This window comes from Gemmatimonadota bacterium (assembly GCA_009692115.1).
In the GTDB taxonomy this organism is placed as follows: Bacteria; Gemmatimonadota; Gemmatimonadetes; order Gemmatimonadales; family GWC2-71-9; genus SHZU01.
This window is the reverse complement of the sequence record SHZU01000012.1, coordinates 31307-49719: the sequence shown is the minus strand read 5'-3', so window position 1 is coordinate 49719 and position 18413 is coordinate 31307. Positions and strand designations below refer to the sequence as shown.

At 68.2% G+C, this 18413-nt stretch carries 18 protein-coding genes and 2 tRNA genes; 14 read left to right on the top strand and 6 right to left on the bottom strand.

Annotation, left to right across the window (positions count from 1 at the left end; genetic code table 11):
• Positions 1-84: 84 nt before the first annotated feature.
• A complete protein-coding gene (locus EXR94_13295) occupies positions 85-372 on the bottom strand; it encodes a hypothetical protein (protein ID MSR03690.1) in 288 nt (95 codons plus the stop codon).
• Positions 373-422: 50 nt separating this feature from the next.
• Complete coding sequence (locus tag EXR94_13290) at positions 423-1493, bottom strand: glycosyltransferase (protein ID MSR03689.1); 1071 nt, start codon at positions 1491-1493, stop codon at positions 423-425.
• 61 nt (positions 1494-1554) lie between these two features.
• Between EXR94_13290 and EXR94_13285 the strand changes: the two genes are divergently transcribed.
• Positions 1555-1628: transfer RNA gene (locus tag EXR94_13285), tRNA-Met, on the top strand.
• 85 nt (positions 1629-1713) lie between these two features.
• Here EXR94_13285 and EXR94_13280 read toward each other — a convergent pair.
• Complete coding sequence (locus EXR94_13280) at positions 1714-2385, bottom strand: twin-arginine translocation signal domain-containing protein (GenBank protein ID MSR03688.1); 672 nt, start codon at positions 2383-2385, stop codon at positions 1714-1716.
• Positions 2386-2496: 111 nt separating this feature from the next.
• On the opposite strand from EXR94_13280, the gene EXR94_13275 reads away from it, so the two are divergent.
• Positions 2497-2570: transfer RNA gene (locus tag EXR94_13275), tRNA-Val, on the top strand.
• 14 nt (positions 2571-2584) lie between these two features.
• Here the strand turns inward: EXR94_13275 and rfaE1 are convergent.
• Genes rfaE1 through EXR94_13260 form a run of 3 tightly spaced genes read right to left on the bottom strand, consistent with a single transcriptional unit; the run spans position 2585 to position 5108 of the window.
• On the bottom strand, positions 2585-3625 hold the full coding sequence (rfaE1, locus tag EXR94_13270) for a D-glycero-beta-D-manno-heptose-7-phosphate kinase (GenBank protein MSR03687.1): 1041 nt from the start codon (positions 3623-3625) through the stop codon (positions 2585-2587).
• Positions 3622-4707, bottom strand: coding sequence for a hypothetical protein (locus EXR94_13265; GenBank protein ID MSR03686.1), 1086 nt, complete (start codon positions 4705-4707; stop codon positions 3622-3624). The genes rfaE1 and EXR94_13265 overlap by 4 nt, the downstream gene beginning before the upstream one ends.
• Entirely contained in the window at positions 4704-5108 is a 405-nt protein-coding gene (locus tag EXR94_13260; protein ID MSR03685.1) for a hypothetical protein, read from the bottom strand. Before EXR94_13260 ends, EXR94_13265 begins: the two co-directional genes overlap by 4 nt.
• A gap of 41 nt (positions 5109-5149) precedes the next feature.
• On the opposite strand from EXR94_13260, the gene EXR94_13255 reads away from it, so the two are divergent.
• The 12 genes from EXR94_13255 to dnaG are packed head-to-tail and all read left to right on the top strand — an operon-like array spanning position 5150 to position 18411.
• Positions 5150-6166: an asparaginase gene (locus EXR94_13255; GenBank protein MSR03684.1), complete on the top strand. Its 1017-nt coding sequence runs from the start codon at positions 5150-5152 to the stop codon at positions 6164-6166.
• Between the two features lie 38 nt (positions 6167-6204).
• Complete coding sequence (locus EXR94_13250) at positions 6205-6816, top strand: hypothetical protein (protein MSR03683.1); 612 nt, start codon at positions 6205-6207, stop codon at positions 6814-6816.
• Positions 6813-7829 (top strand): GTPase ObgE, encoded by a 1017-nt coding sequence (gene obgE, locus EXR94_13245; protein MSR03682.1) that lies wholly within the window; start codon positions 6813-6815, stop codon positions 7827-7829. The genes EXR94_13250 and obgE overlap by 4 nt, the downstream gene beginning before the upstream one ends.
• A complete protein-coding gene (gene dprA / locus EXR94_13240) occupies positions 7804-8925 on the top strand; it encodes a DNA-protecting protein DprA (protein ID MSR03681.1) in 1122 nt (373 codons plus the stop codon). Before obgE ends, dprA begins: the two co-directional genes overlap by 26 nt.
• Before the next feature lie 33 nt (positions 8926-8958).
• Entirely contained in the window at positions 8959-10062 is a 1104-nt protein-coding gene (gene hemW / locus EXR94_13235) for a radical SAM family heme chaperone HemW (GenBank protein MSR03680.1), read from the top strand.
• A 9-nt stretch (positions 10063-10071) separates the two neighbouring features.
• The gene (gene hrcA / locus EXR94_13230) at positions 10072-11115 is read left to right on the top strand and encodes a heat-inducible transcription repressor HrcA (GenBank protein MSR03679.1); all 1044 of its coding nucleotides are present in this window, start codon (positions 10072-10074) and stop codon (positions 11113-11115) included.
• Positions 11091-12260: a molecular chaperone DnaJ gene (gene dnaJ / locus EXR94_13225; GenBank protein ID MSR03678.1), complete on the top strand. Its 1170-nt coding sequence runs from the start codon at positions 11091-11093 to the stop codon at positions 12258-12260. The genes hrcA and dnaJ overlap by 25 nt, the downstream gene beginning before the upstream one ends.
• Entirely contained in the window at positions 12257-13081 is an 825-nt protein-coding gene (locus tag EXR94_13220; GenBank protein ID MSR03677.1) for a methyltransferase domain-containing protein, read from the top strand. Before dnaJ ends, EXR94_13220 begins: the two co-directional genes overlap by 4 nt.
• Positions 12942-13793 (top strand): 16S rRNA (uracil(1498)-N(3))-methyltransferase, encoded by an 852-nt coding sequence (locus tag EXR94_13215; protein MSR03676.1) that lies wholly within the window; start codon positions 12942-12944, stop codon positions 13791-13793. The genes EXR94_13220 and EXR94_13215 overlap by 140 nt, the downstream gene beginning before the upstream one ends.
• Positions 13790-14137 carry a histidine triad nucleotide-binding protein gene (locus tag EXR94_13210; GenBank protein MSR03675.1) on the top strand — a complete coding sequence of 116 codons (348 nt, stop codon included), beginning with the start codon at positions 13790-13792 and terminating at the stop codon, positions 14135-14137. Before EXR94_13215 ends, EXR94_13210 begins: the two co-directional genes overlap by 4 nt.
• A gap of 41 nt (positions 14138-14178) precedes the next feature.
• Positions 14179-16632: a hypothetical protein gene (locus tag EXR94_13205; GenBank protein ID MSR03674.1), complete on the top strand. Its 2454-nt coding sequence runs from the start codon at positions 14179-14181 to the stop codon at positions 16630-16632.
• Positions 16633-18411: a DNA primase gene (gene dnaG, locus EXR94_13200; GenBank protein ID MSR03673.1), complete on the top strand. Its 1779-nt coding sequence runs from the start codon at positions 16633-16635 to the stop codon at positions 18409-18411.
• The last annotated feature ends 2 nt before the right edge of the window (positions 18412-18413 follow it).

Sequence of the window (18413 nt, the reverse complement as noted above, 5' to 3'; positions counted from 1 at the left end):
TGAATTGCCGGTCGGGTTGTCGTCGGTCGTCGAAGAAGTGCTGACCCGGGCCCAGGCGGGACGGCCGAACCACGAGCTACTCGACTACCTCCGCCGCCTGGTGCCGGACTGCCACCCTGAGGACAGCGTGCACAACATTTCCGACCGCCGCCGATTCGGACGGTGGCCCCCAGCCAGGATTTGCTTGGCCGCCGGAAGGATGGCATCCCGCGACGATGCGACCAACCGGTTGGTGCCCTCGGTCACCGTCACGGGCCGTTCGGTATTGAGCCTGGCCGTGAGACAGGGGACCCCAACCACCGTGGCCTCCTCCTGTAAGCCACCCGAATCGGTCCGGGCGACGAGGGCGGCGGGTGCCAGGATCAGTGCCATGACGACGAGTAGCTCTCGCAATAATGCTCCGAAAAGTGCTGAGGGCCCAGTCACGATCTTGGCTCGACAGCGGCGGTCCAGAATTCGATGGTCTTGGCCGCGACCACGGTGGTCGAGAACCGGCTCATGGTCCACTGCCGGGCCACCGCGCCGCGGGCCCGGCAGCTTGCCGGGTCGGCCACCCAGGCCTGCAAGGCGGCCGTCAGGGCCTCTTGATCCGCCACCACAGGGCCTGCGTCGCCCACCAGCTCGGCCAGGGCGCCGGTACTGGTGACGATCGGAGTAATGCCCCGGCCCATCGCTTCCAGCAAGATCGGCGAATGATGATCGACCCAGGTCGGGGTATCGCGCGAGAGCACCGCCAGGCAGTCGATTTCCGACCAGAGCGTCGCCAGGCTCTCCTCGCGGAGACCGCCTAACCAACTCAACCGCGACGCCAAGCCCAACCGCTGCGCCGAGGCCTCGATCGCTTCCTGTTCGGGGCCGGTCCCGGCCACCACGAGGCGCCATTTGCCGAAAGTGTGCCGGAGGGCCTCGATCAAGAACGCCAGCCCGCGTTCGGGCACCAGGCGCCCGGCGAACCCCACCACCAACTCGTCGCGAACCGGCCGTTCGACCGGATTACCGACGGTCACGCCCGCCGGCAGGAGTGACGTCGCCACCGCCTGGGGAGCCAGCGCGCGGAGCAGGTTCATGGCCAGGCGGTTGCCGCCGATTACCCCGGCCGCGCCCTGGAGCACCCGGACGGCCCGGCGACGAGTCAGGAATCCGAGCGATTTCGGGACGGACTGCCACGAGAACAGGACGTAGGGAATTCCGAGCTTGGTGGCGAGCGAGGACGCTGTGCCCGCCAGATCCGACTCCGGCTCGGCCTCGATGTGCACCAAGTCGGGGCGGACATCGGCCAGCAATCGCCGAATGGTGGCGGCGTGCCAATTCTGGCCGGCGGGATCGGACGGGTCGCCCCGGACGGCGACCGGCGCCAACCGGATGGCGCCATCGGTGCCGGCCGTGCCGCCTGGCGTGGCGAGCACCACGTCGGAGCCTTGGGCAACGATGGCCCGGAGCCGTTCCCGGCGGCCGGCGTCATCGGATTGATCGGAGAGGACGAATACCCGCACGGGCGAAAAATGGGGGGGCGGGGGCCAAGTTGAAAGCCGACACCCTATATTTGCTCGGGTCGGGCCCTTAGCTCAGGCGGTTAGAGCAGCGGACTCATAATCCGTAGGTCCTGGGTTCGAATCCCAGAGGGCCCATACTCGGCACTCGGCGCTTGGCGCTCGGCACTCGGTACTCGGTACTCGGCTTGGGGGGGGCGGGTGCCGGGCGGGGGTGGGGGTTTTAGCCGGCGAAGCAGTAGGCGCAGCCTTTTTGTTGGGTGCCGCTGACGGCGAGGACGCCGGAGGGGACGACTTGGACTCCGGGGATCAGGTTGGCGATCCAGTCGGCTTTGACGGCGGCCGCATCCAACTTCATGGCTTGGGCGACGGCACCGGAGTTGAACGTGAGGGCCACGTTGCAGGCGCCGAAGAGGACGCCCTTGGCCAGGAGGGTTTCGACGCCGGTGCCGGGGATCGGGATGGGGAGGGGCTTGAGCCAGGTGTTTCGGGTGGCGGGGGCGGCCCCGTCGGTGATCTTGAAGGCCTCGCCGAGTTTGTATTTCGCCCACATGGAGTCGTTCAGAGCAAAACCCACAGCGCCGTGGCGGAGGATGACGACGGCGGTGTTCTGGGGGTCGGTCGTGCCGTAGTGCCCGTTGGTGGTATCGAGCCAGACCCGGGGCCAGATCACCGGCATGCCGCCGTTCGGTTCGGGGGCGTCGAACACCATCTTGTGCTTGCCGGTGACCTTGCTGAGCCAGGCTTCGTAGGCGGGATCGGCGCCGGTGGAGCCTGGCGTTGGCTCGGCGCTGAGGCTCCGGGGGACGAGTCCGCCGAGGCCAAGGGCAGCGGCCGTCGCGGTGAGGCGGCCGAGGAATCCGCGACGATGGGTCGAACCTTGCGAGTCGAACATCTGGGGAACTCCGGTGGTGGTAGGGAAGCGGCAACGATACGGCGGGGTCGGTGGGGCGGCAAGGGGCGCTTGCTCGGGGGTGAGGGGGGCCGTTAGACTATCGGCCACTTCGGGCGGTTAGCTCAGCTGGTTAGAGCGCTGGTCTCACATACCAGAGGTCGGGGGTTCGATCCCCTCACCGCCCATCTGTAGGATCCCGTCAAATCGCTCCCCCCCGCCGCCACCGGCCGATTGCGTCGTGTTCCTCGTCGAACATGGCCAACACTTCGGCCGGTGAGACGGTGGCCACGCCGGCTTTCGCGACCTCGAGCCCGGCGGCGTAGTTGCCGAGATAGGCCGCCTCCGGCACCGAGGCGCCGGCCGCCAGGGCGGTCGCCACCCAGGCAGTCACCGTATCGCCGGCCCCAGAGACATCGAAGACTTCGCGGGCCCGGCTCGGGACTTGGCTTCGAGTGCCGTCGAGGGTCACCAGTGCCATTCCCTCGCTGCCTAACGTTACCAGTAGGTTGTCGACCCCGAGCCGCTCTCGGGCGCTCACCAACGAATGGGGGTCGAGGGTGAAGTCGGCGCCGGCGCCCAAAGCGGCTTCGAGCTCGCGCCGGTTCGGCTTGAAGACGGTGGCGCCGCCGTACTCGAAGAAGTGCCGGAACTTGGGATCGACCACCACTGGCATTCCGCGGCGGCGGGCGGCGGCGATCGCGTCGCGGATCAGGGCGGGGACGAGGGCGCCCTTGTTGTAGTCCTCGAGCACCAGCGCATCGGCCGAGGCCATGGTGGCGTCGATGACGGCCCAAAGCCTGGCTAGATCATTCGACGCCAGGGGGGTGTCCCGTTCCTCGTCGATCCGGACCACTTGCTGGCCGCGGGCCATGACCCGGGTCTTGGTCGTCGTCGGACGGTCGGCCACGGTCACCAAGTACCGGTCGTCGAGGTGCTTGGCGGCGAGTTCGGTCCGGATCAGGGTTCCGTGCTCGTCGTCGCCGATGGCGCCGGCCAAGAGTGCCGTACCCCCGACCGCGGCGACGTTGGCGGCGACGTTCGCGGCGCCGCCTAACGCCGACCGGGAGCTCCGAACCGTCACGACCGGCACGGGGGCCTCGGGCGAGAGCCGGTCGGTGTCGCCGATCAGGTAGCGGTCGAGCATGATGTCGCCGACGACCACCACGCGGCGGCCGCGCATCCGGTCGAGCAGCGTGGTGATCCGGTCCCGCGTGAGGGGCGCCAATGGTTGGGCGGTCATTGCAATGCTTTCTGGGCTTGGAAGCCGACCGTGGCCCGGATCCGGGCCACGAAGCGGTTCCGGGTGGTGGTATGGTGCCAGCCGCCTTCGCCGAGGAACTGAAACGGGCCCAGGCCGCCGGAGGTGCGGGCGCCGAGGCGCCAGGTCGATTCGACCGCACCGAGGAAGAGCTCGGGGGTGGCGGTCAGGGCGGCGCCTAACGGAAACGGCTGGTCATATCGACCCTCGCCCTGTTGGAACAGCGTCAAATCCGGAGCGACCAGCCACGACTTGCCGACCGGGACGCCGACGCTCACCCCAAGACTCAGGTGGTCGGGAAACTGCGGGCCGATGCCGAGACCCTTGTCCACGAAATTCTGATCGTTGTCGAGGGTGCGATAGGCCAGTGTGCTCACAATCGCCAGGTGGGCTCGCCAACTGAGCCGGCTGCCGAGCGCGTCTGAACCGACCATGGTGGCGGCCCACCGGCCGGGGTGGGCCGGTTCACCGGTGCCGGTCGGATCGGGTTTTCGTCGCCACCGATCGTCGATCATCGCTTGGCCCTGGAACAGGACGCGGTGGGCGGGCCGCCACGACAGGTCGCCGCCGAGAATGGTATTGCGGTCGTCCTTCATTCCCTGTTGGATCAGGAAGGAAAACAGGATCAGGGGATTGGCAAAGCCTGGTTCGAAAGACCGGTTGGTTCCGGACAACACCGCCGTTTCCCACAGGGCCAGGCTGAGCCGGCTGGAGAGCCGGGTGTTGAGCCGGTGCGCCATGAAGTACCGCTGATGGATCGTCCCGTCGTTCGACCGCATCGCGGTGAACTGGGTGCCGAGCGCCGTGAACTGGAGGTCCCGAAAGACCACCTCGAAAGCCAAGTCGGTGCGGGGGTACCCTTGGTTCGCGATCGAGAGCCCAGTCGATCCAACCGGCCCTGAATTTCGTTCCATTTGCCCAAAGAAGAGCCGGGCGTGTTTCCATTGCCCCGCGAGATACGCGTCAATGAAACGGTAGGCTTGTGACTCGGTTCGCTGGGTGGCGGCCCCCGCCCAGGCGGGGTCGAGCTTGGGCCGGTTCTCGGCCGCCGCCCGGCTCATCATGACCAGGGGGCCCGACTGGAGTTCAAGTTCGACTCGAGAGACGGCCGGACCCCCCCGGCCCCCGCGGGATGGAAGAGATCGCGCCGGGCCCTCGAAAAACCGTCGACGCCAAGCCGGGGCGCTACTCGAATCCAGTGCGCTTCTTTGGGATCGGCAAATGCTTCGACGAGCCTTACCGCCAGCCGGCCCGAGGCCGTGGCCGAGTCGAGTCCGGCGTGACCGATGACCCGGAGCAAATCGGACCGCCGGAAGGGCCGAATCATTGGCGACGGGTCCGCGATGTCGCCCCGGGTGATCAGGTACTCGGCCGCCGGCAGGACCGGATGGTCGAGCGGGATATAGGGCGACGATTGCGCCGCCAGCGGGAGGGCCAGGACGAGTCCGACGAAGAGAAGGCGCACGGCCGGAATGTAATGGGCCAACCGGCTATGTTTCCCCCGGCATGCACCCATTTCGCATTGAAGTGACGCGGGGGCCGCTGGTGGAGTCGGTCCATCGGGTGACGGCCGTGGTGGCCGACAGCGATGGCCGGCTCCTGGCGGCCACCGGCGACCCCGACTTGGTGACCTTTTGGCGTTCGGCGGCCAAGCCGTTCCAGGTCCTGCCGTTGATTCTGGACGGTGCCCAGGAACGGTTTGGGCTGACCGACGAAGAGTTGGCCATCGCCTGCGCCTCGCACTCGAGCGAACCCGTCCACCTCGAGGCGGTGGACCGGTTCATGGCCAAGACCGGCATCGACGAGTCGCTCCTGGCCTGCGGGCCGCACCCGCCGCTCTCGCCCGAGGTGGCCCGGGACGTGATCCGATCGGGAACCCGGATGACGGCCCGGTGGAGTAACTGTTCGGGCAAGCACACGGGGCTCCTCGCGCTGGCCAAGCACCATGGATGGGATCTCGCGGGCTACGAGCGGCAGGGGCACCCGGTGCAGGACCGGATCCAGGACGAAATCGAGCAGTGGACCGGGATCCCGCGGAATGAGCTGGTGCTGGCGGTCGATGGATGCGCTACGGTGTGCTTTGGGCTTCCACTCCGCCGGATGGCGCAGGCCTACGCCCGGTTTGGGGTGTCGGCCCGCCCGGAAGTTCGGGCGCTCTGGCAGGCGGTCACCAAACATCCGCACTTGATTGCCGGAACGAAGCGGCTCTGCACCGATCTGATGACGGTGTTTCCCGGGGAAATCTTTGCCAAGATCGGGGCCGAGGGGGTGTATTGCGCGGCGATTCCGGCGCGGGGCGTCGGCATCGCGATCAAGGTTGAAGATGGTGACATGAGTTCCGTCGGGATGGCCCTCCTGGCGGTGCTCCACCAGGTCTTCGAACGGGGCCCGGCCGGTGACGCGGTGGACCGGCTGGACAGTTTGACCGAGCACCGCGAGGCGGCCGTTCGAACCACCCGAGGGGCGTTGGTGGGCCAGATTCGGGCGGCCGGCCATCTCGATTTTTTCGCGCCTGATCGCTGAAGAATGGTACGCCGCTTCCGGCCGGACTGGTTATTGTGATGGCGCTCGACCAGCCGACCGAGGCGTTGGTGCGGTTCGCGGCCGCCATTGCCGGCGGGCGGGGGGCTCGGGTTGCCGAGGCGGCGGTGGCGGCTTGTCGGGCCGGGGTGCCGGTGGTCTGGGGCGACGAACTCCTGCTGCAGTCAGTGCTGATGGTCGGGTACCCTCGGGCGCTATCGGCCGCGGTCGAATGGCGGTCGGCCACCGGGCAGCCGCCGGCGGAGTTGGAGGACGGCACCGATGGGTCCCAGGCGGCCGGTTGGCGGGTGCGCGGGGAAGCAACCTGCCGGATCATCTATGGGGCGAACTACGCCAAGCTCCGGGCCAATGTGGCTGGTCTGCACCCGGCCCTCGACGGCTGGATGGTGTCGGAGGGCTACGGCCGGACGCTGTCTCGTCCCGGGCTCGATCTGATCCGTCGGGAGTTTTGTGTGATTGCTCAAGTGACCGTGCTCGAGGCCGAGCGACAACTCCACTCGCATTTGCGAGGGGCCCGAAATGCCGGGGCCGATCGGGCGGCGATCAGCGCGGTGTTGGACGCGACCGCGAGTGAGGCGAGTGCGACAGCCATGACGATGGCGCGACGATTGTGGGAGCGGGTTACCGGATGAGCTTTGTCGATCGAGTGGAAGTCCAAGTTGAGGCGGGTACCGGCGGGTCCGGTACCGCGTCGTTTCAGCGCTTCAAATATGTGCCGAAGGGCGGACCCGACGGCGGGGATGGCGGCAACGGTGGGCAGGCCTATGTCCAGGGCGATTCCAACCTGACGACGTTGCTCGACTATCGCTATCGGACGATCTGGAAAGCCGAACGGGGCATGCACGGCAAGGGCAAGAACATGACCGGGGCCACCGGCGACGACGTCGTGCTGCCGGTGCCTCTGGGCACGATCATCAAGGATACCAAGACCGGCGACCTGTTAGGCGAGGTGCTGGTGTCGGGCCAGCTGATTCTGGTGGCCAAGGGCGGGCGGGGCGGGCGGGGCAACACCCGGTTTACGAGCTCCACCCACCGGGCGCCCCGGGAATGGGAGCCGGGCGAAGCGGGGCAGGAACGCACCATCGAGTTCGAACTGAAGCTGATTGCCGATGTCGGTCTGGTCGGCGAGCCGAACGCCGGCAAGAGCACCCTGCTGTCCGTGGTCTCGGCGGCGCGGCCCAAGATCGCCGACTATCCGTTCACCACGTTGGAGCCGAATCTTGGGGTGGTGTCGATGGGCGATTCCCGGACCTACGTGGTGGCCGACATTCCGGGCATCATCGAGGGGGCCCACCAGGGAAAGGGACTCGGACTCCAGTTCTTACGCCACATCGAGCGGACCCGGGTGCTGGCGTTCATGATCCCGGTCGATGCCCCGGACTCGCAGGCAGCCTTCGACCGGCTCCGGCGCGAGGTTCAGGCTTATAGTGAACCGTTGTACCGGAAGCCGTTTCTGGTGGTGCAGTCGAAGCGCGACGTCCTGCCGCCGGAGGAGGAGGTGCCGGCTATCGTGGCACCCGACGCCGTGGCGATCGTGGTCATCTCGGCGGCCGCCGGCACTGGGCTCGACGAGCTCAAGCGGACCTTCTTCCGCCTCATCGAGGCCGCCAAACTGAAGGATGATTCAGCCGATGCCCTTGAATGACGAACGCTACGCCTACCTCGCGCTGGCGCTGACGCCGGGAATCGGGCCGGCACGGCTGAAGAGGTTGAAGGATCACTGTCGAACCTGGAGCGGCGCCCTTGCGGCGCCGTTTGCGTTTTTAGGCTCCATTCCCACAATGACCGCCGCCGCCGCAACCGCCATCAAGGGCTTCGACGGCACCGCCCTCGACCGGATGGTGGCCCGGGTCACCGAACTCGGCGGGTTCTTGCTGACCCCGTTCGACGCCGAGTACCCGGGATCGTTAGGCACCATTCCGAGCCCTCCGGCCGTGCTGTTCGGGATTGGCCACCTCGACCGGCTCCGGGGGCCGGCGGTGGCCATCGTCGGGTCCCGGCATCCGAGCCCGTACGGGATCGGGGTGACCCGCGACCTGGCCCGGCTCGCGGCGGATGGCGGCCTGACGGTCGTGAGCGGGATGGCGCGAGGCCTCGATGCGGTGGCCCACTGGGCGGCGGTCCCGACCGGGCGGACCATCGGGGTGTTAGGCAACGGGCTCGGCGTCGTCTACCCGGCCGCCAATCGCACCCTGTACGAACGGATGGCGGCCGACGGGCTCCTCCTGACCGAGTTTCCCCCCGGCGAACGGCCAACCGCCGGAAGTTTTCAGCGCCGGAACCGGCTGATCAGCGGGTTGGCCCGGGCCACCGTGGTGGTGGAGGCCGCCGCCGGTTCCGGGGCTCTGATTACCGCCGGCACCGCGCTGGAGCAGGGCCGGGAAATTCTGGCGGTGCCGGGCCCGATTACCAGCCGAACCAGTCTCGGGCCCAACCAGTTGATTCGCGATGGGGGGGCAGCGCTCTACCGGGAGCCGGATGATCTCCTATCGCTCTACCCCGAGGTCGACCCAGGGTTCCGGGCCGGGCTTCGAACCGGCGGCGACCGCGACTTGGCCCGGGGTCGGATTCGGACTGAGTTGCAACGGATCTTGGGGGTGCTCGACGGGACGCCACGCACGCTGGAGGGCTTGGCCGAAGAGCTGACCGTTCGGCCTGAGACCCTGATCGGGGCGCTCTCGGAGCTCGAAATCGTCGGCCTCGTGGAACAGGACGGCGCCGGGTTTCGGCGGGTGCCGTAGGTATTCCGGGCCGGCAAGGCGAAATTTTCCGGCGTGCACCTCTACGTCCACGTCCCGTTCTGCGCCCGCCGTTGCTCGTACTGCGATTTTGCGATCGCGGTCCGGAAACAGGTGCCGTCGAGCCGGTTTGCCGAGGTGGTGGTGGCCGAATGGCGGCGGTGGCTTGGGGCGCCGTGGTGGGCCGACCAAGGGCCGATCGAGACGATCTATTTCGGCGGCGGCACGCCCTCGCTGCTGGATCCCGCCGCAATCGGCGCCGTCATCCAGGCGATCCGTCAGGATCGCTCGATCGCGGGGACCGCGGAAATCACGCTCGAGGCCAATCCCGAGGACGTCTCGCCGGAGCGGGCGGCCGCGTGGGCCGGGCATGGTGTCAACCGGGTCTCGCTCGGGGTCCAATCGTTTGCGCCCGCGGTGCTGGAATGGATGCACAGGACCCATGGGCCCGAACGGCCGGCGGCCGCGATCACCACGCTCCGCCGGGCGGGGATCGCCAACGTCTCGATCGATCTGATCTACGCGGTGCCCCGGGCGCTCCGCCGATCGTGGCGGGACGACCTCGACCGGGGGCTCGCCCTCGAACCGAGCCACCTGTCACTCTACGGCCTGACCGTTGAGGATCGGACTCCGCTCGGGCGGTGGGTGGCCCGCGGCGAGGCGGTGCCGACCGAGGAAGCGCCGGCCGCGGACGAATATCTCGAGGCCCATGAGGCGCTCATTGGGGCTGGGTATGGCCATTATGAGGTCTCGAACGCCGGGAAGCCCGGGTTGGAATCGCGCCACAATTGGGCCTATTGGCGGCGGGCCACCTATCTCGGGCTCGGCCCCTCCGCTCACAGCGCCGAGGGCCGCCGGCGCTGGTGGAACGTTCGGGATTGGGAGGGCTACCGGCGGGCGGTCGAGGCCGGGGGCGGGGTGGCGGGTGAGGAGGCCCTCGACGACCGCCAAGTCCGGCTCGAAGGTCGGTATCTTGGGCTCCGAACCACGGAGGGCCTCCCGGCATCATCCCTGCCTGATGGGGTCGTGGACCAGTGGGTTTCCGCCGGATGGGCCGGTCGGGATGGCAGTCGGGTGGTTTTGACGGTGGAGGGGTGGCTCCGGTTGGACGCCTTGGTAAGTCAGGTGGATGGGACCTAAATTACTGTGATGCAGAGAGTTGAAGAGTTGTCCGCCCGCGAGGCGCGGATTCTCGACGCCATCATTCAGCTGTACATCGAAACCGCCGAACCGGCGGGGAGCCAGGCCGTCGCGGTCCGCTCCAAGCTCGGCGTTTCTCCGGCCACCGTTCGGAACACGATGGGCGAACTCGAGGCCCGCGGCTATCTCTTTCACCCCCACACCTCGAGTGGCCGCATTCCAACCGATTTGGCTTACCGGGTGTACGTCGATCGGTTGATGCACCATGTCCCGCCGAGCTACGAGGAACGAGAGCTGCTCGAATCGGAGGTCGTCCTGGTTCAGGGGGGGGGGGCCATCGAAGAAATCCTTCGCCGGGCCGCCCAGGTGCTCGGGGTGCTGACCCAGGAACTCGGCGTGGCCGTGGCCCCGGCGCTCGACCGGGTGGTGCTGGAGCGGCTGGAACTGGTCCGGGTCAGCGCGGAGCGTCTGCTGGTGGTCCTGACGCTGGGCAGCGGCTTCGTCCGGACGATCTTTCTCGAAATTCCGAGCGCCCTCGCCGCCGAAGTGGTCGACCACGTGGCCCGGCTCCTCAATGAGCGGCTCGCGGGTCTCCCGTTAGGCGAGATCCGCGCTTCAGTGGCCGACCGGCTCCGGGACGCCGATGGCTCGGGGCGGGCCACCAGCCTGCTGAACGTATTCATCGCCGAGCGTGAGGGCGTCTTCGATACCGCGCCGGACGGCGGTCCCGTGCTATTGGGCAGCGCCCAACCGCTCGCGGACCAGCCCGAGTTTGCGTCGAACATTCGGATGCGGGAGCTGCTCGAACTGACCGAGCGGCGGGATTCGCTGCGGAACGCGTTCGAATCCCACCGCCGCCGCGGTTTGACGATTACGATCGGCACCGAAAACGCCGATCCCAAGCTGGCCGAGTTCACCTTGGTGACCGCGTCCTATCGGCGCGGCGATTTGACCGGCGTCCTCGGGGTCATGGGCCCGACTCGGATGCCCTACGACAAGATCATCGGGTTGGTCGAGCATACCAGCCGATTAGTGGAAGGATTGTTGGCGTGAGTGAGTTTTACGATCTCCTCGGTGTGGCGCGGGACGCCTCCGAGGATGAGATCAAGAAGGGCTATCGGAAGATGGCCATGCAGTACCATCCCGACCGAAACCGTGAGCCGGACGCCGAGGCCAAGTTCAAGGAGATCGCCGAGGCCTATGAGGTCTTGAGCGATGCCGACAAGCGGGCCGCATACGACCGATACGGCAAAGCCGGGCTCGGTGGCGCCGGCGGGGCCCGCGACGGCCGCGGCTTCCACCATGTGGATCTGAACGAAGCGCTCAACATCTTCATGCGCGACTTCGGGGGCATGGGCGGCCTCGACTCGTTGTTTGGCGGGGGCGGCGGCGGGGGTGACCCGGCGGAGTCGCGCCGGGGGCAGGACATGCGGATCACGGCCAAGCTTTCGCTGTTGGAGGTCGCGACCGGCACCAAGCGGAACGTCAAATTGAAGACGCCGATTGCCTGCACGGCCTGCAAGGGAAGCGGGGGCTCCAAGGGTAGCCGCCCCACCCGGTGCGCGACCTGCGCGGGGAACGGCCAGGTCCAGCGGGCCACCCGGAGCGTGTTCGGCCAGTTCGTCCAGGTCACCCCGTGCCCCACCTGCCACGGCGAAGGGACCATCATCAGTGATCCCTGCGAAGTCTGCCGGGGCGAGGGCCGGGTCCGGGGCGAACGGACCGTGGCGGTCGAGATCCCGGCCGGGGTATCGAACAACAATTACATCACGCTCCGAGGCCAGGGATCGGCCGGGCGCCGGAACGGGCCGGGCGGCGACTTGCTGGTGATGATCGAGGTGAAGCCGGACGACCGGTTCGAGCGGAACGGCGACGATCTCTTGTACGATCTGTTCCTCTCGTTTTCGCAGGCGGCGTTAGGCACTGACGTCCCGATCCCGACGCCGCACGGCGAGGAACAATTGACCGTGCCGGCCGGCGTCCAGCCCGGCACGGTCCTTCGGATCAAGGGGAAGGGGTTGCCCCGGCTCGGTCACAGCACCACCGGCGATCTCAATGTCCGGCTCATGTTGTGGACCCCGGAGTCGCTCACCGATGCCCAGCGGCAGTTGTTCCAGGAACTCGCCAAGGTCGAGGGCGAGCGCCCCCGCGAGAGCGGGAGTTTCTGGTCCAAGTTGAAGGAAGCCCTCGGCGCATGAACTGGTGGCTGATCGAGGCCGGGATGGCCGGCGCCGACCCCGAGGTGGTGGCGCATGCCTTGGCCGAGGTCACCGGGCAGGCGGTCGAAGAGCGGGCCGGGTCGGTGCTCGGCTACGCGGCCGACGAATCCGCGGCCGCCGTGGCGGCCGGCGCCATCGCGGAGCGGTTCGGGGCGTCGGTGGTGCTCGCCACCAGTCCGGTGGACCAGGCGGACTGGACCGTCCGATGGCGGGAGGGCCTCGGGGTTCGCCATGTGGGCCGGCTCCGCCTCGGACCGTCGTGGCTGCTGGAGCCCGGGCCGGGCACGGTGGTCATCGATCCCGAGACCGCGTTCGGGAGCGGCGAGCACGGCTCGACCCGGGGCGCCCTGTTCCTGCTCGACCAGTGGCTCGAGCCGGGCGGGTCGGTGCTCGACCTCGGGAGCGGGAGCGGCATCCTGGCCATCGCGGCCGCCAAGCTCGGCGCTAGGGCAGCGTTAGGCATAGAGGTCGACGATGAATCGGCCCCGATCGCCGACTTCAACGCCGAGCGGAATCTGGTGGCCGGTAGGGTCCGGTTCGTCACCGGTGATGCGGCGGTGCTCGGTCCCCTGGCCGGGCCCGTCGATCTGGTGGTGTCCAATATTCTTCGGAACGTGAACGAGCTGCTGCTCGACCCGATCACCCGGTCACTTCGTCTCGGTGGGGTCGCGATTTTTGCTGGGATGGAAACCCCGGAGGCCGATTTGTTCCGGCCTTCGCTCACGGCCGCGGGCTTCAGCGAGATCGGCCAGGTGGTCGACGAAGGCTGGTGGTCGGTGGCGGCCCGCCGGACCCGGTGAGCCGGTGATCCGGGTCCTGGCGCCGGAATCGCTGGCGGATTCGTCCCGCGTGGTTACCCTCGACGACGACGAGGCGCATCATCTTCGGGTTCGGCGGGCCGCCGACGGCGACCCGGCTGAAGTACTCGACGGCCGGGGCCGGATCGGGACCGGGCGGCTCGTGGCGCAAGGGAAGGGATGGCAGGTGGCCCTCGATCGGGTCCGCTCGGTGCCGGTACCGGCGGACTTGATCCTGCTGGTCGGCGGCGGAGACAAAGACCGATTTGCCTGGCTGATAGAAAAAGCCGTCGAGCTCGGCGTCACGGAGGTGGTGCCGCTCGATACCGAGCGGAGCCGGCACGTGGCCTCCCGGGTCCGCGACGAACATCGGGGGCGACTGGAACTCAGGGCGGCGGAAGCGTTGAAGCAATCCGGTGGCGCGTGGGGGCTCCGGATTTGGCGGGTCACGGGTCTCCAGGCCGCTCTCGCCGCGGTGACCGCGACCGACCGTTGGCTGGCCGACCCGAGCGGCGCCGACCTCAAGACGGCCGCTCCCGACCGGTCGGTGGCGATCGTGGTCGGGCCCGAGGGCGGCCTGACCGCGACCGAGTGTGATGGGGCCCGCGCGGCCGGCTTCGTGCCGGCGGCTCTCGGGGGCCGGATCCTCCGCTTCGAGACCGCCGCGATCGCGGCGGCGACGATCGCGGGCCTTGGACGAAAGGAACCAGGATGACCGACTGCATCTTCTGCCGGATTGCCACCGGGGAAATTCCGGCCACGATCCTGGCCCGAAATGAGGACGCCCTCGCATTTCGGGATCTCAAGCCGCAGGCCCCGACCCACGTGTTGGTGATTCCGGTCACCCATATCGGGGGCATGTCGGATGCTGATTCCGATGCCGGTGAGCGGGCCGGTGGCCGGTGTCTTCGTCTGGCGGTCCAGGTGGCCAAGCAACTCGGCCTGGACGAGGGCGGCTACCGGCTGGTGATCAATACCGGGCGGGACGGAGGCCAGTCGGTGGGACACGTCCATGTCCATTTGTTGGGCGGCCGCCGATTGGGCTGGCCCCCGGGCTGAGGCCCCTCTAGATTGTGGCTCATGACGCTCCGAAATCGCACGTGACTGAGGAAGTTGTCCGGCAGGACCGAACCGGGGTGCAGGCGCGAGAAAGCGTCGGCACCCCGTTCCAATTTCCAGCGGCGGTTTCCACCCCAACCAACGACGCGCTGGAGTTTTTTCGGGCCCTCGACGTGGTTGCGGTCCACGCCCGCGGGCCGCTCGGCGCCGAGCGGATTCGGCATCGCCGGCCGTCGGCTGCCGCCTTCGAAATCGAACACGCGTTGGCCCCGGTCGCCGAGTTGCTGACCCTCTGGGGCCGGGGCGAACAACTCGATATTCCACCGGTTCCCGATCTTGGGCCGGTCATCGCCCGGCTCCGGGTGGCCGGGAGCGTGCTGGACGGCTGGGAACTGGCGTTGGTCAAGCAGACCCTTTCGGCGGCGCGGGTCGCCGCCGGCGAGATCAAGCGGGTGGCCGAGGAGGCGCCGGCCATGGCGGCCTCGCTGGTGCCCTTGCCGGATCGAGCCCTCGATCAGCGGTTGGTGGCGGCGATCAACGACCAAGGCGAAGTCCTCGACACGGCAAGCCCCGGACTGTTTCGTGCCCGGCGCGAAATCCACGCCGCCCGCGACCGTCTGATCAAGAAACTCGAGCTCGTGCTCCGGGGGGCCGATCCCCATGCGGTTCCCGCCGGGGCTCAAGTCACGGTCCGAAGCGACCGGTACGTCATTCCGGTCCGCCGCGACTCGCGCTCCCGGCCCGAAGGTATCGTCCACGACGAGTCGGCCAGTCAGGGCACCCTGTTCGTCGAGCCGACGGCCGCGATCGAGTTCGGCAATGCGCTCCGCGGGGCCATTGTCGATGCGGAGCGGGAACTGCTCAAAGTGCTTCGAGAGCTGACTGATTTGATTCGGCCGGCCGCCGAGCTGATCGATGCCGCCCATGAAATGTGCGTGGCGGGCGATGATGTGGTGGCGCGGGTCCGCTACGCCCATGCGGTCCGGGCCACGGTGCCCAAGGTCGGCGGCGATGCGTTGGTGCTCCGCCAAGCCCGCCATCCGCTGTTGATCGATCGGGGCTTGGCGGTGGTTCCCTTTGACCTTTCCCTCGCAGCCTCCGAACGGACCTTGCTGATCAGTGGTCCGAACGCGGGCGGGAAGACCGTCCTGATCAAGACGGCGGGTTTGGCGGTGTTGCTGACCCAATCGGGCATCGTGCCACCGGTCGGACCGGGCACGGCGTTGCCGGTCATGACCGCCGTCTTTGCCGACATCGGAGATCATCAGTCGATCGCCGCCGACTTGTCGACCTTCAGCGCCCACGTCGTGTCGCTCCGCGAGATCCTGACCGAGGCCGGCCCGGCAACGTTGGTGCTGATGGATGAGATCGGGAGTGGCACCGACCCAGCCGAAGGGGGCGCGTTGGCGGCGGCGTCGCTCCGGGCGCTGACCAGGCGCGGGGCCCGGACCATCGTGACCACCCACTTGGGTTCGCTCAAGACCCTGGCGGGTGACGTGCCCGGCGTGGTGAACGGGTCGCTCGAGTTCGACGCCGACCAGTTGAAACCGACCTTCCGATTTCGAAAAGGTGTGCCGGGTCGTTCCTATGGCCTGGCCATCGCCCGCCGGCTGGGGGTCGATGCCACGGTCTTGGCGGAGGCCGAGCAGTCGGTGCCGGCCCAGGAACGGGCCCTCGACGAATTGCTGGCCCACGTCGAGACCCGGGCGCGCGAGCAGGAGAAGCGGGAAGCCGACCTGTCCGTCCGCGACCTCGACGTGTCGGCCCGCGAGGCCAACGCCGAAGCCATCGGGGAAGCGCAGGCGCTCCGGGAAAAGGAGCTCCGGCGGCGGGAACGCGAGGCCGAACGGATCGGGCGCCAAGAGGCCCGGCGGCATTTGCTCGAGGCCAGGAGCACGGTCGAGGCGGCGTTGCGAGCCGCAGCGGGGGCGGTCGACTCGGCCAAAGCGCGCGGCGTTCGCCGGATCATCGAAGAAGCCGTGGTGTCCAAACGCGCGGCCATCGAAGCGGTGGATCACCCCGAGGTCGATGAGGTTGACCCCGGGGCCACGGTGAAAGCGGGCCAGCGGGTTCGACTCGGGGCCGGGGGCACCGGGACCGTGCTCGAAGTTCGACACGACGCCAAAGCGGTCGTGGCACTAGGTTCGGTCAAGCTGGTCGTGCCGGTCGCTGATCTGACGCCGGTGGCCGGAGGCGGGCCGGCCGCTCGGCCCAAGTCGCCACCGCCGGATTTTCAGGCCACAGCGGCGTCCTTTGAGATCGATCTTCGGGGCATGCGGGGGGACGAGGCCGTGACCGTGACCACGGCCGCGCTCGACGCCGCGATTCTGGCGGAGAATCCGTACCTTCGGATCATCCATGGGATGGGGACCGGGGTGGTTCGTGACCGGGTTCGCCAGGCGCTCAAGGCCGATCGGCGGGTGGCCAAGTTCGAGTTTGCTCCTCGTAACCAGGGCGGGACCGGAGTCACCATCGTTGAATTTGGAGCGGTCTGAATGATCCCGGACGAGTTGATCGAGCAGGTTCGCGATTCGGCGAACTTGATCGACATCGTCGGCGAGTCGGTGGCCCTCAAGCGGGCCGGGTCCGACTGGCGGGGGCCCTGTCCGTTCCACGGCGGGACTCACCGGAACTTCGCGGTGGTGCCGAAAAAAGGGCTGTACTACTGCTACGTGTGCCATGCCGCGGGCGACGTGTTCACCTATTTGATGAAGCGGTTCGGGATGGACTATCCGACCGCGGTGAAGGACGTGGCGCGGCGGGTCGGAATCACCATCCCGGAGCGGGGCGCCCGCGAAGGGCCGGATCCCCGCGAGCCGCTCTACGGAGCCATGGGCGTGGCCGAGGAATGGTTTGCGGCCCGGCTCCGCGACGGAGCCGATGCCGATCACGCTCGGCGGTATCTCGAGTCGCGAGACATTCCGTTGCCGGTGGCGGCCGAATGGGGCCTTGGGTATGCGCCGACGGATCGGTCGTTCGCGGCGGCCATGAAACAGATCGGGCTCGACGAACGGCTCCTGCTCGACGTGGGCTTGCTGGTCAAGCGAGACGATGGAACGGTCAATCCGCGGTTTCGGGGCCGGCTGCTTTTTCCAATCAAGGACCAGCGGGGCCGGGTGGTGGCGTTTGGCGGGCGGATTCTGGGCTCGGGCGAGCCGAAGTATCTCAATTCCCCGGAGTCGCCGATCTTCCACAAGGGCAACACCCTCTACAACCTGCATCTGGCCAAGGGGGCGATCCGGAAGGAAGGGCAGGTCATCCTGGTCGAAGGGTACTTCGATGCCCTTCGGCTCTACGCGGCCGGCATTGAACACGTGATCGCCCCGTTAGGCACGGCCCTGACCTCCGACCAGGCGGCCTTGCTCAAGCGGTTTGCGCCGCTGGTGGTGCTGTTGTACGACTCCGACGGGCCGGGCCTCAAGGCCACGTTCCGGACCGGCGATGAGTGCCTCCGGCATGGGCTCCGGGTCAAGGTGGCCACGTTGCCGCCGGCCGAGGACCCCGACAGCTTGGTCCGGAAGGGCGGGGCCGCGGCCCTGACGCCGATTCTGGAACACGCGGTCGATGTGCTGGAGCGGAAGATTCAGTTGCTCGAGCGGAAGGGCCGGTTCGAGGGCGTCGAGGGCCGTCGCGACGCGCTCGACCGGCTGCTCTCAACGGTCCGTGCCGCCAGCGATCCGATTGCCCGCGACCTCTACATCGCGCGGGTCGCCGAGCGGGTGGGACTGACTCGGGCGGTGCTGGAACATGAACTAGCGGCCCCAGCGCCGCTGCCGTTTCGGCCGCCTGCGGCCGCCGAACCGGTGCGCCTCGACCAGCAACGGGTGCCTCGGCCGTCGGTGGAGCGGCGGCGGGTCGGGGCGCGGACCGAGGCCGATTTGCTCCGGTTGGTGGTGCACAAGCAAGCATGGCTCGATCGGGCACGGGAGGAAGTCCCGGCGGTCCGGTTCGAGGTTCCGACGTTCCGGGAAATCTATGAGGCGCTGCTCGCGCTGCCCCCGGGGTCGGCCCCGCTGGAAGCGACGCCCCGGCTGTCACCGGCCGCGCTCGCGGCATGGCAACGGTTGCAGGAGGATGAGGTCGAAGCGGGCCTCGACGAAGACGGCATTTATGCGGCGGCGGTGACCCGCCTCGACGAACGAGATACCCTGCGGTCGCTTCCCCCCGGGTCCGATGTCGTGGCTCGCCGGGATTCGCTCTCGCAGTTGTCCCCCGAAGCGAAACAACGGATGTACTGGCAGAAGCAAACGACCAAACCCCGATCCCGTGGATGAAC